The organism is Limnohabitans sp. B9-3, from assembly GCF_002778325.1.
GTDB lineage: Bacteria > Pseudomonadota > Gammaproteobacteria > Burkholderiales > Burkholderiaceae_C > Limnohabitans > Limnohabitans kasalickyi.
In genome coordinates this window covers 47826-65468 of sequence record NZ_NESI01000009.1, presented here as the reverse complement: position 1 = coordinate 65468, position 17643 = coordinate 47826, and the positions used below count along the sequence as shown (strand labels likewise).

At 56.6% G+C, this 17643-nt stretch carries 17 protein-coding genes and 1 other RNA gene; 7 read left to right on the top strand and 11 right to left on the bottom strand.

Annotated features, from left to right (window positions below; all coding sequences use genetic code 11):
• Positions 1 to 3: 3 nt before the first annotated feature.
• The 7 genes from mraZ to dapF all read right to left on the bottom strand — a co-directional run bounded on the left by mraZ (position 4) and on the right by dapF (position 7196).
• Positions 4 to 432 carry a division/cell wall cluster transcriptional repressor MraZ gene (mraZ, locus tag B9Z42_RS13700; protein ID WP_100133966.1) on the bottom strand — a complete coding sequence of 143 codons (429 nt, stop codon included), beginning with the start codon at positions 430 to 432 and terminating at the stop codon, positions 4 to 6.
• Positions 433 to 742: 310 nt separating this feature from the next.
• A complete protein-coding gene (gene dksA, locus B9Z42_RS13695) occupies positions 743 to 2101 on the bottom strand; it encodes an RNA polymerase-binding protein DksA (protein ID WP_369806880.1) in 1359 nt (452 codons plus the stop codon).
• 162 nt (positions 2102 to 2263) lie between these two features.
• On the bottom strand, positions 2264 to 3394 hold the full coding sequence (locus tag B9Z42_RS13685; RefSeq protein WP_100133965.1) for a GTP-binding protein: 1131 nt from the start codon (positions 3392 to 3394) through the stop codon (positions 2264 to 2266).
• 27 nt (positions 3395 to 3421) lie between these two features.
• On the bottom strand, positions 3422 to 4645 hold the full coding sequence (locus B9Z42_RS13680) for a class I SAM-dependent rRNA methyltransferase (RefSeq protein WP_100133964.1): 1224 nt from the start codon (positions 4643 to 4645) through the stop codon (positions 3422 to 3424).
• A 14-nt stretch (positions 4646 to 4659) separates the two neighbouring features.
• Positions 4660 to 5586, bottom strand: a complete 927-nt coding sequence (locus tag B9Z42_RS13675; protein WP_100133963.1) for a tyrosine-type recombinase/integrase — start codon at positions 5584 to 5586, stop codon at positions 4660 to 4662.
• 21 nt (positions 5587 to 5607) lie between these two features.
• Positions 5608 to 6312 (bottom strand): DUF484 family protein, encoded by a 705-nt coding sequence (locus B9Z42_RS13670; RefSeq protein ID WP_100133962.1) that lies wholly within the window; start codon positions 6310 to 6312, stop codon positions 5608 to 5610.
• Positions 6309 to 7196: a diaminopimelate epimerase gene (gene dapF / locus B9Z42_RS13665; protein ID WP_100133961.1), complete on the bottom strand. Its 888-nt coding sequence runs from the start codon at positions 7194 to 7196 to the stop codon at positions 6309 to 6311. Before dapF ends, B9Z42_RS13670 begins: the two co-directional genes overlap by 4 nt.
• Here dapF and B9Z42_RS13660 point away from each other — a divergent pair.
• Positions 7195 to 7854 (top strand): carboxymuconolactone decarboxylase family protein, encoded by a 660-nt coding sequence (locus tag B9Z42_RS13660; protein ID WP_233203651.1) that lies wholly within the window; start codon positions 7195 to 7197, stop codon positions 7852 to 7854. The genes dapF and B9Z42_RS13660 overlap by 2 nt on opposite strands.
• 36 nt (positions 7855 to 7890) lie before the next feature.
• On the opposite strand, the gene B9Z42_RS13655 is transcribed toward B9Z42_RS13660, so the two are convergent.
• Positions 7891 to 8871 carry a tripartite tricarboxylate transporter substrate binding protein gene (locus B9Z42_RS13655; protein WP_100133959.1) on the bottom strand — a complete coding sequence of 327 codons (981 nt, stop codon included), beginning with the start codon at positions 8869 to 8871 and terminating at the stop codon, positions 7891 to 7893.
• A gap of 115 nt (positions 8872 to 8986) precedes the next feature.
• Here B9Z42_RS13655 and B9Z42_RS13650 point away from each other — a divergent pair, with 115 nt between their 5' ends.
• Complete coding sequence (locus tag B9Z42_RS13650) at positions 8987 to 10651, top strand: MBL fold metallo-hydrolase (protein WP_100133958.1); 1665 nt, start codon at positions 8987 to 8989, stop codon at positions 10649 to 10651.
• 5 nt (positions 10652 to 10656) lie between these two features.
• On the opposite strand, the gene rnpB is transcribed toward B9Z42_RS13650, so the two are convergent.
• Together rnpB and B9Z42_RS13640 are read right to left on the bottom strand one after the other, a co-directional pair.
• Positions 10657 to 10975: RNase P RNA component class A (gene rnpB, locus B9Z42_RS13645), an RNA gene on the bottom strand.
• Between the two features lie 16 nt (positions 10976 to 10991).
• Positions 10992 to 12299, bottom strand: coding sequence for a phage integrase SAM-like domain-containing protein (locus tag B9Z42_RS13640; protein ID WP_100133957.1), 1308 nt, complete (start codon positions 12297 to 12299; stop codon positions 10992 to 10994).
• A gap of 121 nt (positions 12300 to 12420) precedes the next feature.
• Between B9Z42_RS13640 and B9Z42_RS13635 the strand changes: the two genes are divergently transcribed.
• The 5 genes from B9Z42_RS13635 (at position 12421) to cysK (ending at position 17073) form a co-directional block, all read left to right on the top strand.
• Positions 12421 to 13566: a porin gene (locus B9Z42_RS13635; protein WP_100133956.1), complete on the top strand. Its 1146-nt coding sequence runs from the start codon at positions 12421 to 12423 to the stop codon at positions 13564 to 13566.
• Positions 13567 to 13794: 228 nt separating this feature from the next.
• Entirely contained in the window at positions 13795 to 14064 is a 270-nt protein-coding gene (locus B9Z42_RS13630; RefSeq protein ID WP_100133955.1) for a hypothetical protein, read from the top strand.
• Positions 14061 to 14228 (top strand): hypothetical protein, encoded by a 168-nt coding sequence (locus tag B9Z42_RS16295; protein ID WP_158235967.1) that lies wholly within the window; start codon positions 14061 to 14063, stop codon positions 14226 to 14228. Before B9Z42_RS13630 ends, B9Z42_RS16295 begins: the two co-directional genes overlap by 4 nt.
• 92 nt (positions 14229 to 14320) lie before the next feature.
• Positions 14321 to 16159 carry an NAD(P)/FAD-dependent oxidoreductase gene (locus tag B9Z42_RS13625; protein ID WP_100133954.1) on the top strand — a complete coding sequence of 613 codons (1839 nt, stop codon included), beginning with the start codon at positions 14321 to 14323 and terminating at the stop codon, positions 16157 to 16159.
• Entirely contained in the window at positions 16156 to 17073 is a 918-nt protein-coding gene (gene cysK / locus B9Z42_RS13620; protein WP_100133953.1) for a cysteine synthase A, read from the top strand. The genes B9Z42_RS13625 and cysK overlap by 4 nt, the downstream gene beginning before the upstream one ends.
• On the opposite strand, the gene B9Z42_RS13615 is transcribed toward cysK, so the two are convergent.
• On the bottom strand, positions 17074 to 17448 hold the full coding sequence (locus tag B9Z42_RS13615) for a hypothetical protein (RefSeq protein ID WP_199172080.1): 375 nt from the start codon (positions 17446 to 17448) through the stop codon (positions 17074 to 17076).
• Positions 17449 to 17643 lie beyond the last annotated feature (195 nt).

Below are 17643 nucleotides of genomic sequence, written 5' to 3'. Positions count from 1 at the left end.
CCTTTAAAAAGAGAAGTCCTTGAACACATCAGGCATTTCTCCCTGCATGGCTTGGGCCTCTTGCGCCTCGTAGGTCGCCTTGTCCCAAAGTTCAAAGTGGTTGCCCATGCCGAGCAGCATGGTGTCTTTGCTGATGCCTGCAGCGGTGCGCAACTCAGGGGAAATCAAGACACGGCCTGTGCCGTCCATCTCAACATCCATGGCGTTACCCAAAAAGATGCGTTTCCACCATTGCGCGCTCATCGGCAGCTCGGCCACACGTTCGCGAAACTTCTCCCACTCAGGGCGCGGAAACACCATCAAACAGCCGTGCGGATGGCGCGTGACGGTCAGTTGCCCAGCCGCAGTCGCGCTCAAGACGTCGCGGTGCCGCGTTGGCACCGACAAACGACCTTTGGCGTCGAGACTCAGCGATGAAGCACCCTGAAACACGTGAACGACCTTTTTCCTAGGCAAACTCAGACAAAGCTTTTAAGCAGCACATGCGAAACGCACTTTTCACCACTTAATTGCACTTATTTGCACTGTAGCAGGGAAATTTGATAAGACCGGCAGTATTTGGATTTTTTTCAATGAAATCAAGGACTTACGTTGATTTTGAGATTTACCTTCACGAATAAAAATCTATATAAATGAAGCACTTAGCCACGTCTGTAAAAGTGGCTTATGAAGACATCGGAAAGACAAAAAAAAGCAGGCCATGGTGGCCTGCTGGTTGAAATTCATCAAAATTGACGATTCATCAATCCCCAAACATACGTTGCTTGATCTCGCGACGCTCTTGCGCTTCCAAAGACAAGGTCGCTGTGGGGCGCGCCAACAAGCGACCCACACCAATGGCTTCGCCAGTCTCGTCGCAGTAACCGTAGTCACCGCTGTCGATGCGGTGGATGGACTGCTCGATTTTCTTGAGCAATTTGCGCTCGCGGTCCCGTGTACGGAGCTCTAAGGCATGCTCTTCTTCGATGGTGGCTCGGTCGGCCGGATCAGGCACCACCACGGTGTCTTCACGCAAATGCTCGGTGGTCTCGCTGGCATTGGTCAGCACTTCATTTTTAAGGACCACCAACTTGAGTCGGAAAAACGCCATTTGCGTGTCGTTCATGTACTCGCTGTCTGGCATGGCGATGATTTCAGCATCGGTGAGCTGATCAGCCGTTTTGGTTTTCCAGTTGTTGGCGAGTTTGGCGTCTTTGGTAGGTATCACAGGAACAATAGTTGGGGCAAAAGGAGCCGAGATCGGCATAAAGCTAGATTTGGCGGCGTTCGACGCCACCACTTGAGCTGGCGGGGGAGGAACCAAAGCCGCCATCTTGGCAGCTCTGGAGTTTTTCTTGTGCACAACAGGGGTGTAACCAGGAATGATGGGCACCACATGCACGATGGGTGCCGCAACAGGCTTGGCTTTGACTTTGGGTTCTTTGGCAGCTTTAGGTGCTTTGACAGCTTTGGGAGGTTTGATGGCTTTCTCTGGCTTGGCCAGCACCACTTTAGGCTCTGCAGCTTTCACCAACGGCTTTTTCTCAACTGTGGGTTTGGCTGCTTTCACAACCGGAGCCTTCACCGCTTTTTTAGCAGCAGGCTTGGCCACCACTTTGGGGGCGGCTTTCGGGGACGCCTTCACAGGCGCTTTCACCATCTGCTTGGCGACTGGCTTGGTTGCAGCTTTGACTGCCACCTTTGCAGCTGGCTTGGCAGCCGGCTTCGCGGCGACCTTGGCTGCAGATTTAACAGGGACTTTTTGAACTGCTTTTGACGGCGTTTTAGGCGCCGTTTTAGCCACAGGCTTGGCCGCAGATTTGGCCACGGGCTTGGCAACCGCTTTTTTAGCCACAGGCGCCGCCTTCGCCGCAACTTTCTTAGCCACCGGTTTTGCCGCAACTTTGACAGGCGCTGCCTTTTTTGCGGCAACTGCAGGTTTTGCAGCGGGTTTGGCTGACTTGGCTGCGGGCACAGATTTCACCGCTTTCGCAGGCGCGGGCTTTGCGACAGGTTTATTCACTACTTTTTTCGCAACCGCTTTGGGCGATGCACCGTTTTTAACTGCTTTTTTGGCAGTTTCAGGCTTCTTCGAAGCGGGTTTTCGGGCTTTAGCGTTCACAGTGTGTCTCCTCGCAGGCCTTTACCGCACGGGTGTGTGCGAGGGTTTTAACCCTGTGACGCATCCAAAAAGGCGGCGGCATCACAGCTTGGGTCTGGCGCGCGGGATTGTAGCCACAAACGCAGGCATCATTTATCAAGACTTTGAGTGTCGCTTCATTTATCAAACTAAAGACTGCTCAAGACCTTGCACCAAGATGTCTTTTGGCAAATCAATGCCAATGAAGACCATTTTGCTGACACGCTCTTCGCCTTCGGCCCATTCAGGTCCCAAATCGCTGCCCATCAGCTGGTGCACACCTTGGAAAATCACTTTGCGCTCGGTGCCCTTCATATTGAGCACGCCTTTGTAGCGCAGCATCTTGGGACCGTAAATGTTGACGATGGCGCCTAAGAAATCTTCCAACTTGGCCGGATCGAACTGGCGCTTGGACTTGAACACAAAGCTTTTCACGTCGTCATCGTGGTGGTGATGGTGGCCGGGGCCATGGTCGTGCTCATGTGCGTGTGAGGGATGGTCGCAATGCTCACCGTGTTCATGGTCGTGGTGGGCATGGTCATCGTGGGCGTGGTCATGTGAATCACCCTGCTTGTGCGAAGGATGGTCGCAATGTTCGCCATCGTGGTGGTGGTGGTCGTCGTCCGACAAGAAGTCGGGGTCAATGTCGAGCTTGGCGTTCAGGTTGAAGCCACGCAGGTCAAACACTTGGGCCAAGGACACCTCGCCAAAATGCACCACTTTTTGCGGCGCGCGCGGGTTCATGTGCTTCAGGCGATGCTGCAAGGCATCCAACTCAGCGGGCGAGACCAGGTCCGACTTGCTGATGAAAATTTGATCGGCAAAGCCCACTTGGCGGCGCGCCTCTTGGCGGTCGTTCAATTGCTGCGCGGCGTGCTTGGCGTCGACCAAGGTCAAGATGGAGTCGAGCAAAAAGCTCTCGGCGATCTCGTCGTCCATGAAGAAAGTCTGCGCCACCGGGCCGGGGTCAGCCAAGCCGGTGGTCTCGATCACCACACGGTCAAAGTCCAACAGGCCTTTGCGCTTTTTCGCTGCCAACAGTTGCAGGGTGGTGCGCAAGTCTTCGCGGATCGAGCAGCACACGCAGCCGTTGTTCATCTGAATGATTTGCTCGTTGGTGTCCGACACCAAGATCTCGTTGTCAATGTTTTCTTCGCCAAACTCGTTTTCGATGATGGCAATCTTTTGGCCGTGGGCCTCGGTCAACACGCGCTTGAGCAAGGTGGTTTTGCCCGAGCCCAAAAAGCCGGTCAGGATGGTGGCGGGGATCAACATGAGGGAGCCTTGTGAGAAGTGACTGAATTAGCCTGATATTGTGGCTGAGTTGGTTTTTTCAACCAGTTCCGCCGCCTTGACGACCACCAAACCTTTGAGGTATTCGCCCTCAGGAAAGGCCAAGGTCATCGGGTGGTCGGGTGCGCCTTGCATGCGTTCACTGATGTAGCCATCGCACGGCGCATCGGTGCCCGCTGACGCCACAATTTTGTGAAATAAATCAGCGCTGATACCGCCCGAGCAGCTGTAGGTAAACAGCACGCCCCCTGGCTCTAGCAGCTTGAAGGCCAAGCGGTTGATGTCTTTGTAAGCACGCGCCGCGCGGTCGGCATGCGCGGCAGACGGCGCAAACTTGGGCGGATCGAGGACGATGGCGTCAAAGGTTTGGCCGGCTTGAATGAATTGGCGCAACGACGCATTCACATCAGCATCCATCATGGTGGTGCGTGCGGCGTCAAAACCGTTTAACGCGACGTTCGCTTTGGCCAGCTCAATCGCTGGACCAGATGAGTCGATGGACGTCACATGCGCTGCACCGCCGGCCAACGCCGCCACAGTAAAGCCACCGGTGTAACAGTAGCAATTGAGCACGCGCTGAAACTGCAGGCGCTTGGCGTAATCGGCAAACTTCTTGCGGCTGTCGCGCTGGTCCAAATAAAAACCGGTCTTATGGCCCTCGGCCACATCCAGCGACAACTGCCAATCATGCTCGCGCAGCACCACGCCTGTGGCGCCCTCGCCGCGCAGCCAGCCTGTGACTTCGGGCAAACCTTCGAGCTTGCGCACATTGGAGTCTGAGCGTTCGTAAAGTTTGCTCAAGCCTGTTTGCGCCAGAAGCTCATCGGCAATGACCGCTTTCCAGCGCTCGGTGCCGCACGACAAAAACGAGGCCACCAAGATGTCGTCATAACGGTCCACGATGAGGCCTGGCAAGCCGTCGGACTCGCCGTGAATCAGGCGCACACCATTGCTTTGAATGTCAAACCGGCTGCGCGCTGCAATGGCGCGGGCGATGGACGCTTTGAAGAACGAGGCGTCAATGCGTTGGCCTTCATCAAAACTCCAAATGCGTGCGCGGATTTTGGATTCGGGGCTGAACGAGGCCCAACCCAAGAACCTGCCATCATGGGCCTCGACGCGAACGGTCTCACCCGCATCGCCACTGCCTTTGGCAATGGCGCTGTCAAAAATCCATGGGTGGCGGCGCAGCGCGGAGCGCTCTTTGCCTTCTCTGAGTTTGATCGATTTCATACCGACCATTGTCGTTACTTCTTTCGCGCCCTCGGATGCGCCGCGTCATACGCCTGCGCCAAATGCTGAAAGTCCAACCGCGTGTACACCTGCGTGGTGGTGATGTTGGCGTGCCCCAGCAACTCCTGCACGGCCCGCAAGTCACTGCTGGACTGCAGCAGGTGGCTCGCGAAGGAGTGACGCAACATGTGCGGGTGCACGGGGGTCGACAAGCCCGCTTTCAAACTGCGCTGACGTAAGCGCTGCCAAATGGCTTGCGCCGTTAAGCGTGTGCCATTGCGGCCAATGAACATGGCGGCTTGTTCGGCAGTGGCGGGGGTGAGGCCTTGGTCGCGCACCGCCACCCAAGCTTGCATGGCTTCTAGCGCTTTGCCGCCCACGGGCACGCTGCGGCGTTTGCTGCCTTTGCCCAGCACGTGGGCTTCGCCGCCCTCCAAGTCAATCCAGCCTTTGGCTTGCGCGCCCGCTTGTACGTCGAGGCCAACCAGTTCGCCCACGCGCAGACCGCAGCCATAGAGCAATTCAACGAGGGCCGAGTCGCGGCAATCTAGCCAAGGATCTGTGACGTCGAAAGGCGCTTTGTATTCGGCCAGTTGCACGGCGTCATCCACGCTCAAGGCTTTGGGCAACGGTTTGGGCGATTTGGGGGCGCGCACATCTTGCACAGGGTTGCTGCTGACCAAACCTTGGCGGCCCAACCACGCATAAAACCCGCGCCAGCCCGAGAGGATGAGCGCAATGCCACGCCCGCTGCGACCTCCACTGTGCATGTGCGAGACCCAGCGGCGAATGTGTGTGCTTTGCACCGCGTCAAGCGCCACGTCGGCAAGGGCCGCGTAGTCCGTGAGCTTTTGCAGGTCTAAGCTGTAAAGCGTGACGGTTCTCTCAGCCAAACGCTTTTCAAAGCGAACGTGGTCGAGGTAGCGGGCGACCAAGTCCATGTGCGTAGAAGGCGGGATGCTTTAACGAAGCTGCGACAGCGCCGCGCTGGCCAAGTCACCCATGCGTTCGATGATGGTGGTGCCCATGCCCTCGTAGTAGCGCTGCGGGTCAGGCGAGGCCAGCACCAACAAACCGATCACAGGCTGCTCAGCGGCGGTTTGTGGCGTGTCTTCGGGGCGTGTGGCACGTAGGGCGATCAAGGCCACCGACTGCGCTGCGGCAGGGTCGGCCAGCCACTGCACGGCGTCGAAGTTGTTGTTGATGCCCACATAGGGTTTGGCCAACGACGCAGCAAAGTCTTTGATGGGGTCGATCACGCTTTGCGCAAAGGGCTCAATTTTGAAATCCTCGCGCACGTCCCACACCTTGATGGCCACTTGCGGCACCACAAAAGTGTGTTGAATTTGGTCGGCGATGGTGTGCGGCAAATCACGTGCGTTGGCAGTCATCAACAAGGTTTTCACCCAGCGCTGCATGCGCTCAATCAGCACCTCGTTTTCGGTGCCGTGGCGCATCATGTCCATCATGCGCAGCTCAAGGGCGCGAATTTTCTCGCGCATCATTTCGGCTTGACGTTCTTGCAGGCTGATGGCGCGGTGGCTGTGTGGGCTGTTGAGCTTGACGGCAGACAGCAGCTCGGCATGGCGCTCAAAAAAATCAGGCGTGTTCACCAAAAAATTGGCAATGTCGTCTTCGGTGATGGGGTTCATGGCAGGGTTGGTCATAAGGTGTCCGGAAGGGTAATTTCGCCTTGAAAGACGGTGGTGGATGGGCCGGTCATGCGCACGGGTGTGTCGCCGCCCTGCCATTCAATGGTGAGTGTGCCGCCGTGGGTGTGCACGGTCACGCATGCGTCGAGCAAACCCCAGCGAATGCCTGTGACCACCGCCGCGCAAGCGCCGGTGCCGCAGGCCAAGGTCTCGCCTGAACCGCGCTCAAACACGCGTAAGCGCACAGCGCCACGGCTGAGCACTTGCATGAAACCTGCGTTCACACGTTTGGGGAAAGCAGCGTGGTGCTCGATCAACGGGCCTTGCGTCAACACGGGCGCGGTGTCCACATCAGCGACAACCTGCACGGCGTGCGGGTTGCCCATCGAGACCACACCCACGCGGGGGCTGTCGCCGTTGCCGAGGGGCAATTGCCACGCCAACACATCGGCAGATGAGGCGGCCGAAGCCGGTGCATCCAAGGCTTGGGCGTGTTCGGGGGCAAAGGGCACTTGGGGCAAGTCGAACACAGGGGCGCCCATGTCGACCGTCACTTGACCGTCTGGCATTTCTTGCAGGGTGATCACGCCGCCGTGCACTTTGACCCGCACCGTAGTTTTGTCGGTCAAGCCTTGCTCGCGCACAAAGCGCACAAAGCAGCGCGAGCCGTTGCCGCATTGCTCAACTTCACCACCATCGGCGTTGTGAATCACGTATTCGAAGTCCACATCAGGCTGCGGCGCAGGACGCACGGTCAAAATTTGGTCGGCACCGATGCCAAAGTGGCGGTCTGCCAAGAAACGGTAGTGGGCAGGGGTGAGGTTCAGACGCTCGCGGGTCTCATCCAAGACCACGAAATCGTTGCCTGCACCCTGCATTTTGGTGAAGCTAATTCGCATGGGTCGATTATCGGACACCGCGTGTCACGCAGTGGTCAAGACCTACACGTTTGTGCGTCTATGCTCGCGGCCATCTTTCAACGTCACACAAGGCCATCTCATGCGCATTCCCGCTTGGACCCCCGAACAAAAGCCCCAACCCAAAGACTTGACCGACGCCATTTTGGCGCGACGCGGTGGCGAATTCATCAACCTCGACCGCGCCTTGCTGTGGAGTGAGCCCGTGGCCAGCGGCTGGAACGTGTACATGAAAAACGTGCGCACAGGCCTGCCCACCAGCCGCAAACTTTGCGAACTGGGCATTTGCACCGTGGCACTGTTGACAGGCGCTCACTACGAGTACCACCACCACGCACCCGACTTCTTAACCGCAGGCGGCACCCAAGCCGAACTCGACGCGTTGAACCGTGCGGTGCAAGGCGATGCACGCCAACCCAACACCGACATTGCTTTTGGCGAGGTCGAGCGCCTAGTGGTGCAATACGCCGCGCAAATGACCCGCGACGTGGCCGTGCAAGACGCCGTGTTTGACGCGTTGAAGGCCCGCTTCAGCACCACCGAGCTGGTGGAATTGACCACCGCGATCGCCACCTACAACATGGTGGCGCGCTTGTTGGTGGCCTTGCAAATCACCCCCGAGGGCGAGCCGCACCGTTGATGCGACTCGGAGCCCTAGACGGGACTGAAAGGCAACTCAATCGGCTTTGATGTTGTTGTCTTTCACCACTTTGGCCCAAATGTCCATTTGCTTCTCGATGAACGCACTGGCTTGGGCAGAGCTGCCGCCCATGATGTCGATACCTTGCGCATCGAGCTTCTTGGCCACTTCTGGGTTTTTCAGCACTTTGTTGAGCTCTTCATTCATGCGCTTGACGATTTCAGGTGGCACTTTGGAAGAGGCCAACAGCGCCCACCAAGCAGGCGCTTCAAAACCGGGGTAGCCGTTTTCAGCCACCGTGGGCACATTGGGCAGGTCAGGTGAACGTTTGGTCGACGTGACGGCCAACGGACGCATGCGACCGCTGTCGATGTGGGGCTTGGTCACAAACACTGAACCAATGGACAAAGGCACATGGCCAGCCACGGCGTCGCTCATCAAGGGGCCGCCGCCTTTGTAAGGCACGTGTGTCCACTCCACGCCAGAATTTTTGCCCAACAGCGCCATCGCCAAGTGACCCAGGCTGCCGTTGCCAATCGTGCCAAAACTCACGTTTTTCTTGGCCTTGGCCGCTGCCATCACGTCGGCAAATGTTTTGTATTCCGAGTTGACGTGGGTGGCCAGCACCATCGGTGACGTGCCGACCAGCACCAAGGGCACCAAGTCTTTTTTGCTGTCAAAAGGCATGCTGGGGTTCAGGCTGGGGTTCACGCCGTGCGTGTCAAACACCACGGCAAAGGTGTAGCCGTCGGCAGGCGCTTGCACCACGGCAGCTGTGCCGATGACGCCGGACGCACCGCCCCGGTTTTCCACAATCACGCTCTGTCCCAATGCCAACGACAGCGGCTGCGCGATGATGCGCGCCACTTGGTCTACCGAGCCGCCTGGCGGGAACACCGCGACCAGCTTGATAGGTTGCTTGGTCGGCCAAGCCTGCGCGGCAGCCCACTGCGGTGCGCACAGCGCAGCCAAAGTCATGGCACAACCCAAAGCGGTTTTAAAAGTACGTCGTTGCATGCTCAATTTCTCCGAGTTTTTGTCTAAGTCGAAATTGTTCGTGAGCGCAGCCCACCAAACTTTGCGGCTTATACGCAAGGGTAAACACTAGGTACAGGCCTCCGCATAATTCAGCATGGCCCGTTCTACCCAACTTTTACACCCCGCCCGCACCGCTGCTGCCGTGCGCCCTGCCGCCACCGTGTTGCTGCTGCGCGATGGCCCCAACGGCCTAGAGGTGCTGATGACACGCCGCTCCGCGACGGCCAGCTTTGCCCCCGGCGCTTATGTGTTCCCGGGTGGCGGCATTGATGCCGCAGACGCGCAAGCCCACCCCCACGCACGACGCCGCGCCACACAAAGCGACTTGCACTTGACGCAAGCCATCGCCGCCATTCGCGAGAGTTTTGAAGAGCTGGGCATTTTGCTGGCTCGCCACGCCAACGGGCAAATGGCCAACGCCGCAGACATTGCCGCGCTGGACCGCCAAGCCTCTGGCGACAAATTTGCCAGCCAATGTGCAGCGCGTGGCCTAACCTTGGCCGCCGACGAAGTGTTTGTCTTGGCGCACTGGATCACCGACCGCGACCTGCCCCGCCGCTTTGACGTGCCGTTCTTGGTGGCCCGCATGCCGGACGCGCAACCCCCCGTCGCCGACGAAAAAGAACAGTTCGAGCCCGTGTGGGTGAGACCCGCCGATGCGCTGAGCCGTCACGAAGCGGGCGACTTCTTCATCATCTTCCCCACCATACGCACCTTGGAGCGCTTGCAGCATTACGCCACCGTCGACAGCGTGTTGGCCGCCTGCGCCAGCGAGCAACCGTGGTTCACCAGTTGCCCGCGCGCGGGCTGGTTGGCGGGCCAAGAGGTGCGCTACATGGAGCACGAGCAGCCGTTTGGCGAACTCGCCCTCACCTGCCCCGACGGCCAAATCGCCCACCACCTTGAATGGCAAAGCAACCAGCCCGTGCTGCTGCTGAAAAACGTGCAACGCCTCACCGCCCCCAACCCCGGCGTGATGACCGGCCCCGGCACCAACAGCTACTTGGTGGGTGACCCCGACACAGGCTACGCCGCCATCGACCCCGGCCCCGCCGACCCCGAGCACTTGGACCGTTTGTGGCGCGCAGCAGGTGGCGATATTCGCTATATCGTCTGCACCCACTCGCACCCGGACCATTCCCCCGGCGCAGCGCCCCTGCAAGCCTTGTGCGCCCAACACGGCCACACGCCGCCCGTGTTGGGCCTGTCGTCGTTGCCCACGGCCCGAGCGAACAGCAGCTTCACGCCCGACCGCGAATTGACCGATGGTGAGTTGTTGGTCTTACAAGGCAACGGCACCACCCACACCCTGCGTGTGGTGCACACGCCTGGCCATGCGGCCAATCATTTGTGCTTGGTGCTCGAAGAAGACGGCTTGTTGTTCAGTGGTGACCATGTGCTCAACGGCAGCACCACCGTCATCGATCCGCCCGACGGCAACATGGCCGACTACTTAAATTCACTCGACCAACTGCTCGCCGCCTGCGCGCAAAACCGCATTGAATTCATCCTGCCCGCCCACGGCTACGTGTTGGGCAACGTGTGGGATGAGGCGCACGATGCGCGGGCTTGCATCACCCACCTGAAAAATCACCGATTGAAACGTGAAGCCAAAATTTTGGGTGTGATGCAAAAGCACCCGCACGGCAGCATGGACGATTGGGTGCAACTGGCCTATGACGATGTGCCACCACGGTTGTGGCCTGTCGCCATGCGCTCGCTGACGGCGCATGTAGAGCGCCTACGCAGCCTGGCTTGAAAAAAGTGTGAAGCTCGCCGATACGCCGGATTCTGTGCACGCGAGTTACCTCACGCGTGACCGTCATTAATCTGGGCCGAGGGTTGCCCACTCGGCTCGGTGCTACCTACCCGCCAACTCAGCGGACCGCCTCAGCGTTGGCCTACTTGGTATTGCTGCGCGTAGAGATTGCCCGTTTCACCCGAACTCAATCGGCTCGTCTCTGTTGCTCTGATCCTCACCTCACGGTGGAGAGGTGTTACCTCTTACGCTGTCCTACGCAGTCCGGACGTTCCTCCAGTGCCTGGTTTCCCAGATTGCACCAGCGACGGCCTAGCGAACTTCACGGCTTGATTATCGACTACTGCCGCTTGCCATGAAGGAGCGCTATGTTCATTTCAGCCGATAACGTACTTGCATAAAACTTTTCAATCATTTCAACTGAAGTTCGTGCGTTGCGTGCCAAGGTCAGCAAATCGATGTTGCCGCCGTAGATCAAACGAAACGTGATGGCCGTGTGACGCAAGCTGTACAACGATCGATCCGTGCCATGCGGCCCTGCCTTTAATCCAAGGTCTTTCAAAATCCAATTCAAACACCACCCTGCGATATCAATCACCATGCGGCGGTTTTGCAGTTCCGGAAAAAACACGTAGTCATCAGGTTGCCCATAGCCCTGATTTTTTTGATACTTGAGCAGCGTGGCATAAATTTGAACAGCTGCGGGCAAACTCACCGTTGCTGCTTTGTGACGCTTAACCTCGGGCAAGTTCAATCGCAAATAAGAATAGCCATTGCGAATAACCTCGATGTGCTTGTTCTTGATTTGTCGAATATCACCCGGACGCACAAAGGTGTAGACCATAAAACGGATCAACCAATTCATCTCAGCTGGCATCTGGTGATACGCCGATCGAATCCAATGTGTCTGCCCATTGCGCCAATCGACATAGGTCTGATTTCTCAACTGTTTTGACCGGCGCAAAATAGCGCTGTACTCAGTCAGCGTGAATGCACCTCTGGGGTTAGGCTGAGATTTAAGCGAAGGGAATGGTGGCACCGCTGGGATGATTTTCTTGCGGCACAGCAAACGCAAGACCTTTCTTGTTTGTGCGATGTAGCCCTGTATCGTTGAAGTCGTTAGGTTTTTTCGAGTCAAAAATCCGATGAAATCCTCCAAAACGCGCTCATCAATTTCACTTAGCGTTTGCCTGCTGAAAAACTCAAAAACCACACCTTCTAACCTGATTTTGGTCATGACATACGTGGCGTGCTTGATTTCATCACGATGTACTTTTTGCAGCTCCGCCAACATCACCTCTTCTATCAAATCATGGAGCAGTTGCTGATTTTGAAGAGCCGTTGTGGCAATTAAATCTTCAGTATTTGCCAAGCGTACGCCAGACGCTTTTAACTTTTCGAAAAACACATAGGCCGATGCCTTGGCTTCATCAGCATTCGTAGTTTTGAGACTTTGCGTGATGTATCGACCTTGGTTGTAAAACCGAACTTGCCAATACTTGCTGCCTGCAATTCGATAAATCTTTAATGTTTTGGGAAGTCCATCAAGACAGGTCATGCTCGACTTGATGGGCGCGCTACGAACGCGTGATTGGTGAAAGTAATCTTCATTCGCAGCGCTATCAGCGCTGGGCATCCATGCGTTCATTGGTGTCCACAGTTCATAAGTTGATTGACTTATGAATTTTTAAACGCGAAAGCTGGCGAGCCCCTACTTACTGGGCTGCTTCTTGGTGTCTTTATGAAAAAGGACAACAACCCTCGTTGCACTGGCCGCATTGGCCGCATTCGGCGCACAAGCGCAATCTTCTGTAACTTTGTCGGGTAATCTCGATTTTGCTTACGCTAACGTTGGCGGCACTCAGTTGTTGGCCAAAGGCTCAACAATTTCTACTGGTGCTGGCACTGCTTCTACCAGCGTGATCAACATCCGCGCTGTGGAAGACTTGGGCGCTGGCTTGAAGGCTACAGCTCATTACGGTCTGGACCCACGTGCTTTGGCCAACGACAGCTTGGCTGTTACCAACAACAACCCTGCAGCCGCTGCACAATCTGCTCCTACAAACACAACTACTGGTCTGGCACGTGATGAAGCGTTTGTTGGCATCGAGGGTGCTTTCGGTAACATCCGCTTGGGTGCACCTAACTCGATTGGTCTGAACACTTTCCAAGTTGCTTCACCAGCTGGTACAGGCGTAGGCTCTGGCTACACTGGTGGCGGCACTGCAGCTACCATGACCAACTCTTTTGTGCAAACTCGTTACAGCCGCTCTATCCGTTGGGACAGCCCTGTGATGGCTGGCTTCACTGCTTCCTACTTGATGGCACCAGGCAACGACCAAACTTACTACGCTGCCTCCGGTGTTTCTACAGCCCTTTTGATTCCTAATGCACGTAAAGGGACCGAGTTTGGTTTGCGTTACGCCAATGGTCCTTTGACTGTTGCTTTCGCAAACGTAGCTCAAACTGAGCAAGCCAACGCAGCTGGTTGGTACTCGGCTGCAGCTTACTCAGCAACAACATCGCTCAAGAAGACATCTGTCAACTTGTTGAACGCAAGCTACACCCTCGGCAACACTACTGTGTACGCTGGCTGGAACGACGGCGATCGCTTGGCTGGTTTCGCTGCTACTGACGGTGCAGCTGTGAAATCCAAAGGTTCTCGTTATGCTATCAAGCACACCATGGGTGCAATTGACCTGATGGCAACCGTGACTAACCAAACGGCTAACTCTGGCACTTCTGGTGCAGAAGTTAAAGCTAAAGTGACTGGCTTCCGTGCTGATTACAACTTGAGCAAGACTGCAGCTGCTTACATTGGTTACGAGAAGTTTGACACAGGTACAGCCTATTCCAACAGCTTGACAACTGGTGACCGTACGATCACTTCTGCTGGTCTGAAAAAGTCTTTCTAATCCCCACACTGGCTTAGCCAGTTAAGGATTTAAAAAGTCTAAAACCCCATCACGCGCAAGCGTGGTGGGGTTTTTTGTTTGGCCGCGAAACCGTCACTCACTCACTCACAGAGGCTGAGGGTTGTCGCTCATGCGAGAGTCCTTATCTTTTAGACCTCAACTCAGCATCACTCAGCACCAAAAGACGAAAAATTAGGTCATTTTGAAATCTTCAGTAGAGGAGGGTTTGTGAATCAAAAGGGCCAACAAACTTGGTGGTCACCCGTGGTGCACTTCGGTGTACATATCGTGGTGGGTTCCCTGATTTTTGTATTGATATCACTGCCTGCTTTTGGACTCGGCTTACTCGTTCAGTACTTAGCAGCCAATGGGACGGCCCCCTATGTGATTCAAGTGCTGACTTTATTAGAATATGCCATCGTCACTATTGACGCCATGGCTTTCTTGGCTTATCTGGTGATTACCGGCATCAATGCCGTAAGGGAGATGACGGAATGAACAAACTTTTACACGAAATGCAAATTGCAGCCCGGCAAGCGCCTAGGCTCTACTTCGCTCCCTTTGTGGGGGCCGTCATGGCGATGAAAAAGGAAATTCGTGCCCTTCGTCGATCCGCAAACCAAACCACGAACAAAGAAACAAACGGAAAAGTACCCGTTTAATTTCTGAACTTCACGCAACCCGCCTCGCACATTGCAGGCGGGTTTTTCAATCTCAAACATGACTTGCCTGATGACCACGGGCCACCTACGCCATGATTCGACTCTCAGAACTCAAACTCCCGCTGTCTGCCCTTCCCGTTGAACAACGCCGCGCCGCTGATGCGCCGGCCGAAACCGAGGCAGACCGACAACTCCCGCCCCATCCTGTTGACGCACTGCGTACCCTAGCCGCTGAAGCCTTGGGGCTTTCGCCTGACGCCATCGCTACGCTGAATGTTTTCAAGCGCAGCTTTGATGCGCGCAAGCAAAACCTGTTGGTGGTCTACATCGTGGACATCACCTTGATCGATGCTTCGCAAGAAGCCGCGCTGCTGGCCAAGTACGAAAAGAACTCACACATCCAAGCCACGCCTGTCATGACGTGGCACGCACCTGCGCATGTGCCGAGCGACTGGGGGAACAACGAAGGCGAACGCCCCGTGGTGGTGGGCTTTGGGCCCTGCGGTATTTTTGCGGCGCTGGTGTTGGCGCAAATGGGCTTCAAGCCCATCGTGATCGAGCGTGGTACGCCCATGCGTCAGCGCACCAAAGACACCTGGGGTTTGTGGCGCAAAAAGATTTTGAACGTCGAAAGCAACGTGCAGTTCGGCGAAGGTGGGGCCGGCACGTTTTCGGACGGCAAGCTGTACAGCCAAATCAAAGACCCACGCCACTTGGGCCGCAAGGTGATGAACGAGTTTGTGCGCTTTGGTGCGCCCGAAGAAATTTTGTTTGCCGCGCACCCACACATCGGTACCTTCAAACTGGTGAAAGTGGTGGAAGGCTTGCGCGAAGAAATCATTCGTTTGGGTGGCGAAGTGCGCTTTGAGCAACGGGTGGTGGATATGGACTACGAAGGCACCTCAAGCAACGCGTCTATGGCGTCATCGCCCAGAGCCATTCGAGCCCTGCGCATTCACAACCAAGCGACCGACGAGACCTACACCCTGGCTGCCCACCATGTGGTGATCGCGCTGGGCCACAGCGCACGCGACACCTTCACCATGCTGCACCGCCATGCGGTGGCGATGGAGGCCAAACCGTTTTCAGTCGGCGTGCGCATTGAGCACCCACAAGGCGTGATTGACCGCGCACGTTGGGGCCAACACGCAGGCCACCCACTGCTGGGCGCCGCTGACTACAAGCTGGTGCACCACGCTGAAAACGGCCGCGCTGTGTACAGCTTTTGCATGTGCCCCGGCGGCACGGTGGTGGCTGCCACCAGCGAAGCAGGCCGCGTGGTAACCAACGGCATGAGCCAATACTCACGCGCCGAGCGCAATGCCAACGCGGGCATCGTGGTGGGCATTGACCCCAGCGACTACCCCACTGACCCCGCCGCCTTTGAAGCCGAGCTGGGCCAAGAGCTTGGTAACGCCGTGCGCCACACCACACACGACGCACCCGGCGGCTATCACCCGCTGGCCGGCTTGGTGTTGCAACGTCAACTCGAAGCTCACGCCTACACCTTGGGCGGCAGCACCTACGAAGCGCCTGCGCAACTGGTGGGCGACTTTGTGGCCGACCGCGCATCCACCGCGCTGGGCAGCGTCGAGCCCTCGTACAAACCGGGCGTGAAGATGGTCAGCCTCAACAGCGCCTTGCCCAGCTACGCCATCGCCGCCATGCGCGAAGCGCTGCCGGTGTTTGGCCAAAAAATCAAAGGCTTTGACATGCACGACGCGGTGATGACGGGTGTGGAAACACGCACCTCATCGCCCCTGCGCATCGCCCGCGACGACCACACCTTGCAAAGCCCCACACTCGTGGGCCTTTACCCAGCAGGTGAAGGCGCTGGCTATGCGGGCGGCATTTTGTCGGCAGGGGTGGATGGCATTAAAGTCGGTGAAGCCGTCGCGAGACAAATTATTTCTTCAAGGAGCCACTCATGAAAGCCAACAGCGTTTTAGACACCATCGGCAACACGCCGCACATCCGCATCAACCGTTTGTTTGGCAACACGCATCAGGTGTGGATCAAGTCCGAGCGCACCAACCCCGGTGGCTCCATCAAAGACCGCATCGCCTTGGCCATGGTGGAGGCGGCTGAAAAGTCGGGGGCTTTGAAGTCGGGTGGCACCATCATCGAACCAACATCAGGCAACACAGGCGTTGGCCTTGCCATGGTGGCCGCTGTGAAAGGCTACAAACTCATTTTGGTCATGCCCGACAGCATGAGCATTGAGCGCCGTCGCTTGATGTTGGCCTACGGCGCCACATTTGATTTGACGCCTCGCGAAAAAGGCATGAAGGGCGCCATCGCCCGCGCCGAAGAACTGGCTGCACAAACCCCGGGCGCGTGGATTCCACAGCAGTTTGAAAACCCCGCCAACATCGACGTGCACGTACGCACCACCGCGCAAGAAATCATCGCGGACTTTCCTGAAGGCGTTGACGTGCTGATCACCGGCGTGGGCACAGGCGGCCACTTAACGGGCGCCGCCAAAGTGCTCAAAGCCAAGTGGCCCAATTTGAAGGTGTATGCGGTCGAGCCATCGGCATCGCCCGTCATCTCAGGCGGATCCCCCGCACCGCACCCCATCCAGGGCATCGGCGCGGGCTTCATTCCTAAAAACTTAGACACTTCGCTGCTCGATGGCGTGATTCAAGTCGACGCCGAGGCCGCCCGCGACATGGGCCGCCGCAGTGCAGCTGAAGAAGGTTTGTTGGTCGGTATTTCGTCGGGTGCGACGCTGGCAGCGATTGCGCAAAAGCTGCCAGAGATTGCAGCGGGCGCGACTGTGCTGGGCTTTAACTACGATACCGGCGAGCGTTATTTGTCGGTGGAAGGTTACTTGCCGGTTTGATCACGCCGTTTGCTTGTGCGTTTTACGAAGCGTCGGTTTGGCCGGCGCTTTTTTCTTGGGAACAACACGTGTCGAGGAAGCAGCATCTAAAGCTTGCCTCATTTGTGTTTGCATGATTTCTTGCAGCGCATTCGGTACAAAACGCGTCAGGGTATCGCGCATCAATGGCTGATATCCAACACCGTGAAAATGCGCAATCAATTTGTATTGCTCAATCAATTGCTTGGGTAAGCGAATCGAAATGGACTGCAACTCAAGGGCTTTATCTAGCGCTTGTTCGTTCGCAACATCTGCAACAGCAACATGATCGGCGCTGGCACCCAGTGCCCGAGTGTCCCAAGCTTCTGCGGGGATTTCAATTTTGGATGTGTTCACGGTCGTTTACCTTTTTTCGGGGCCACTTTGCCGGTTACCCGTAGCGGCTATAAATCTCAATTTCTGTCTCATTCGGGCTAAATGCCGACTTGAGATAAATTGTAGAACCAATTTGTATATACACAATTTTTAAAATACGGGACTGGTTTGTTAGTGCAAGAAACCAAAGCGTTGGTGGATCTGTCTTGTGCCTTT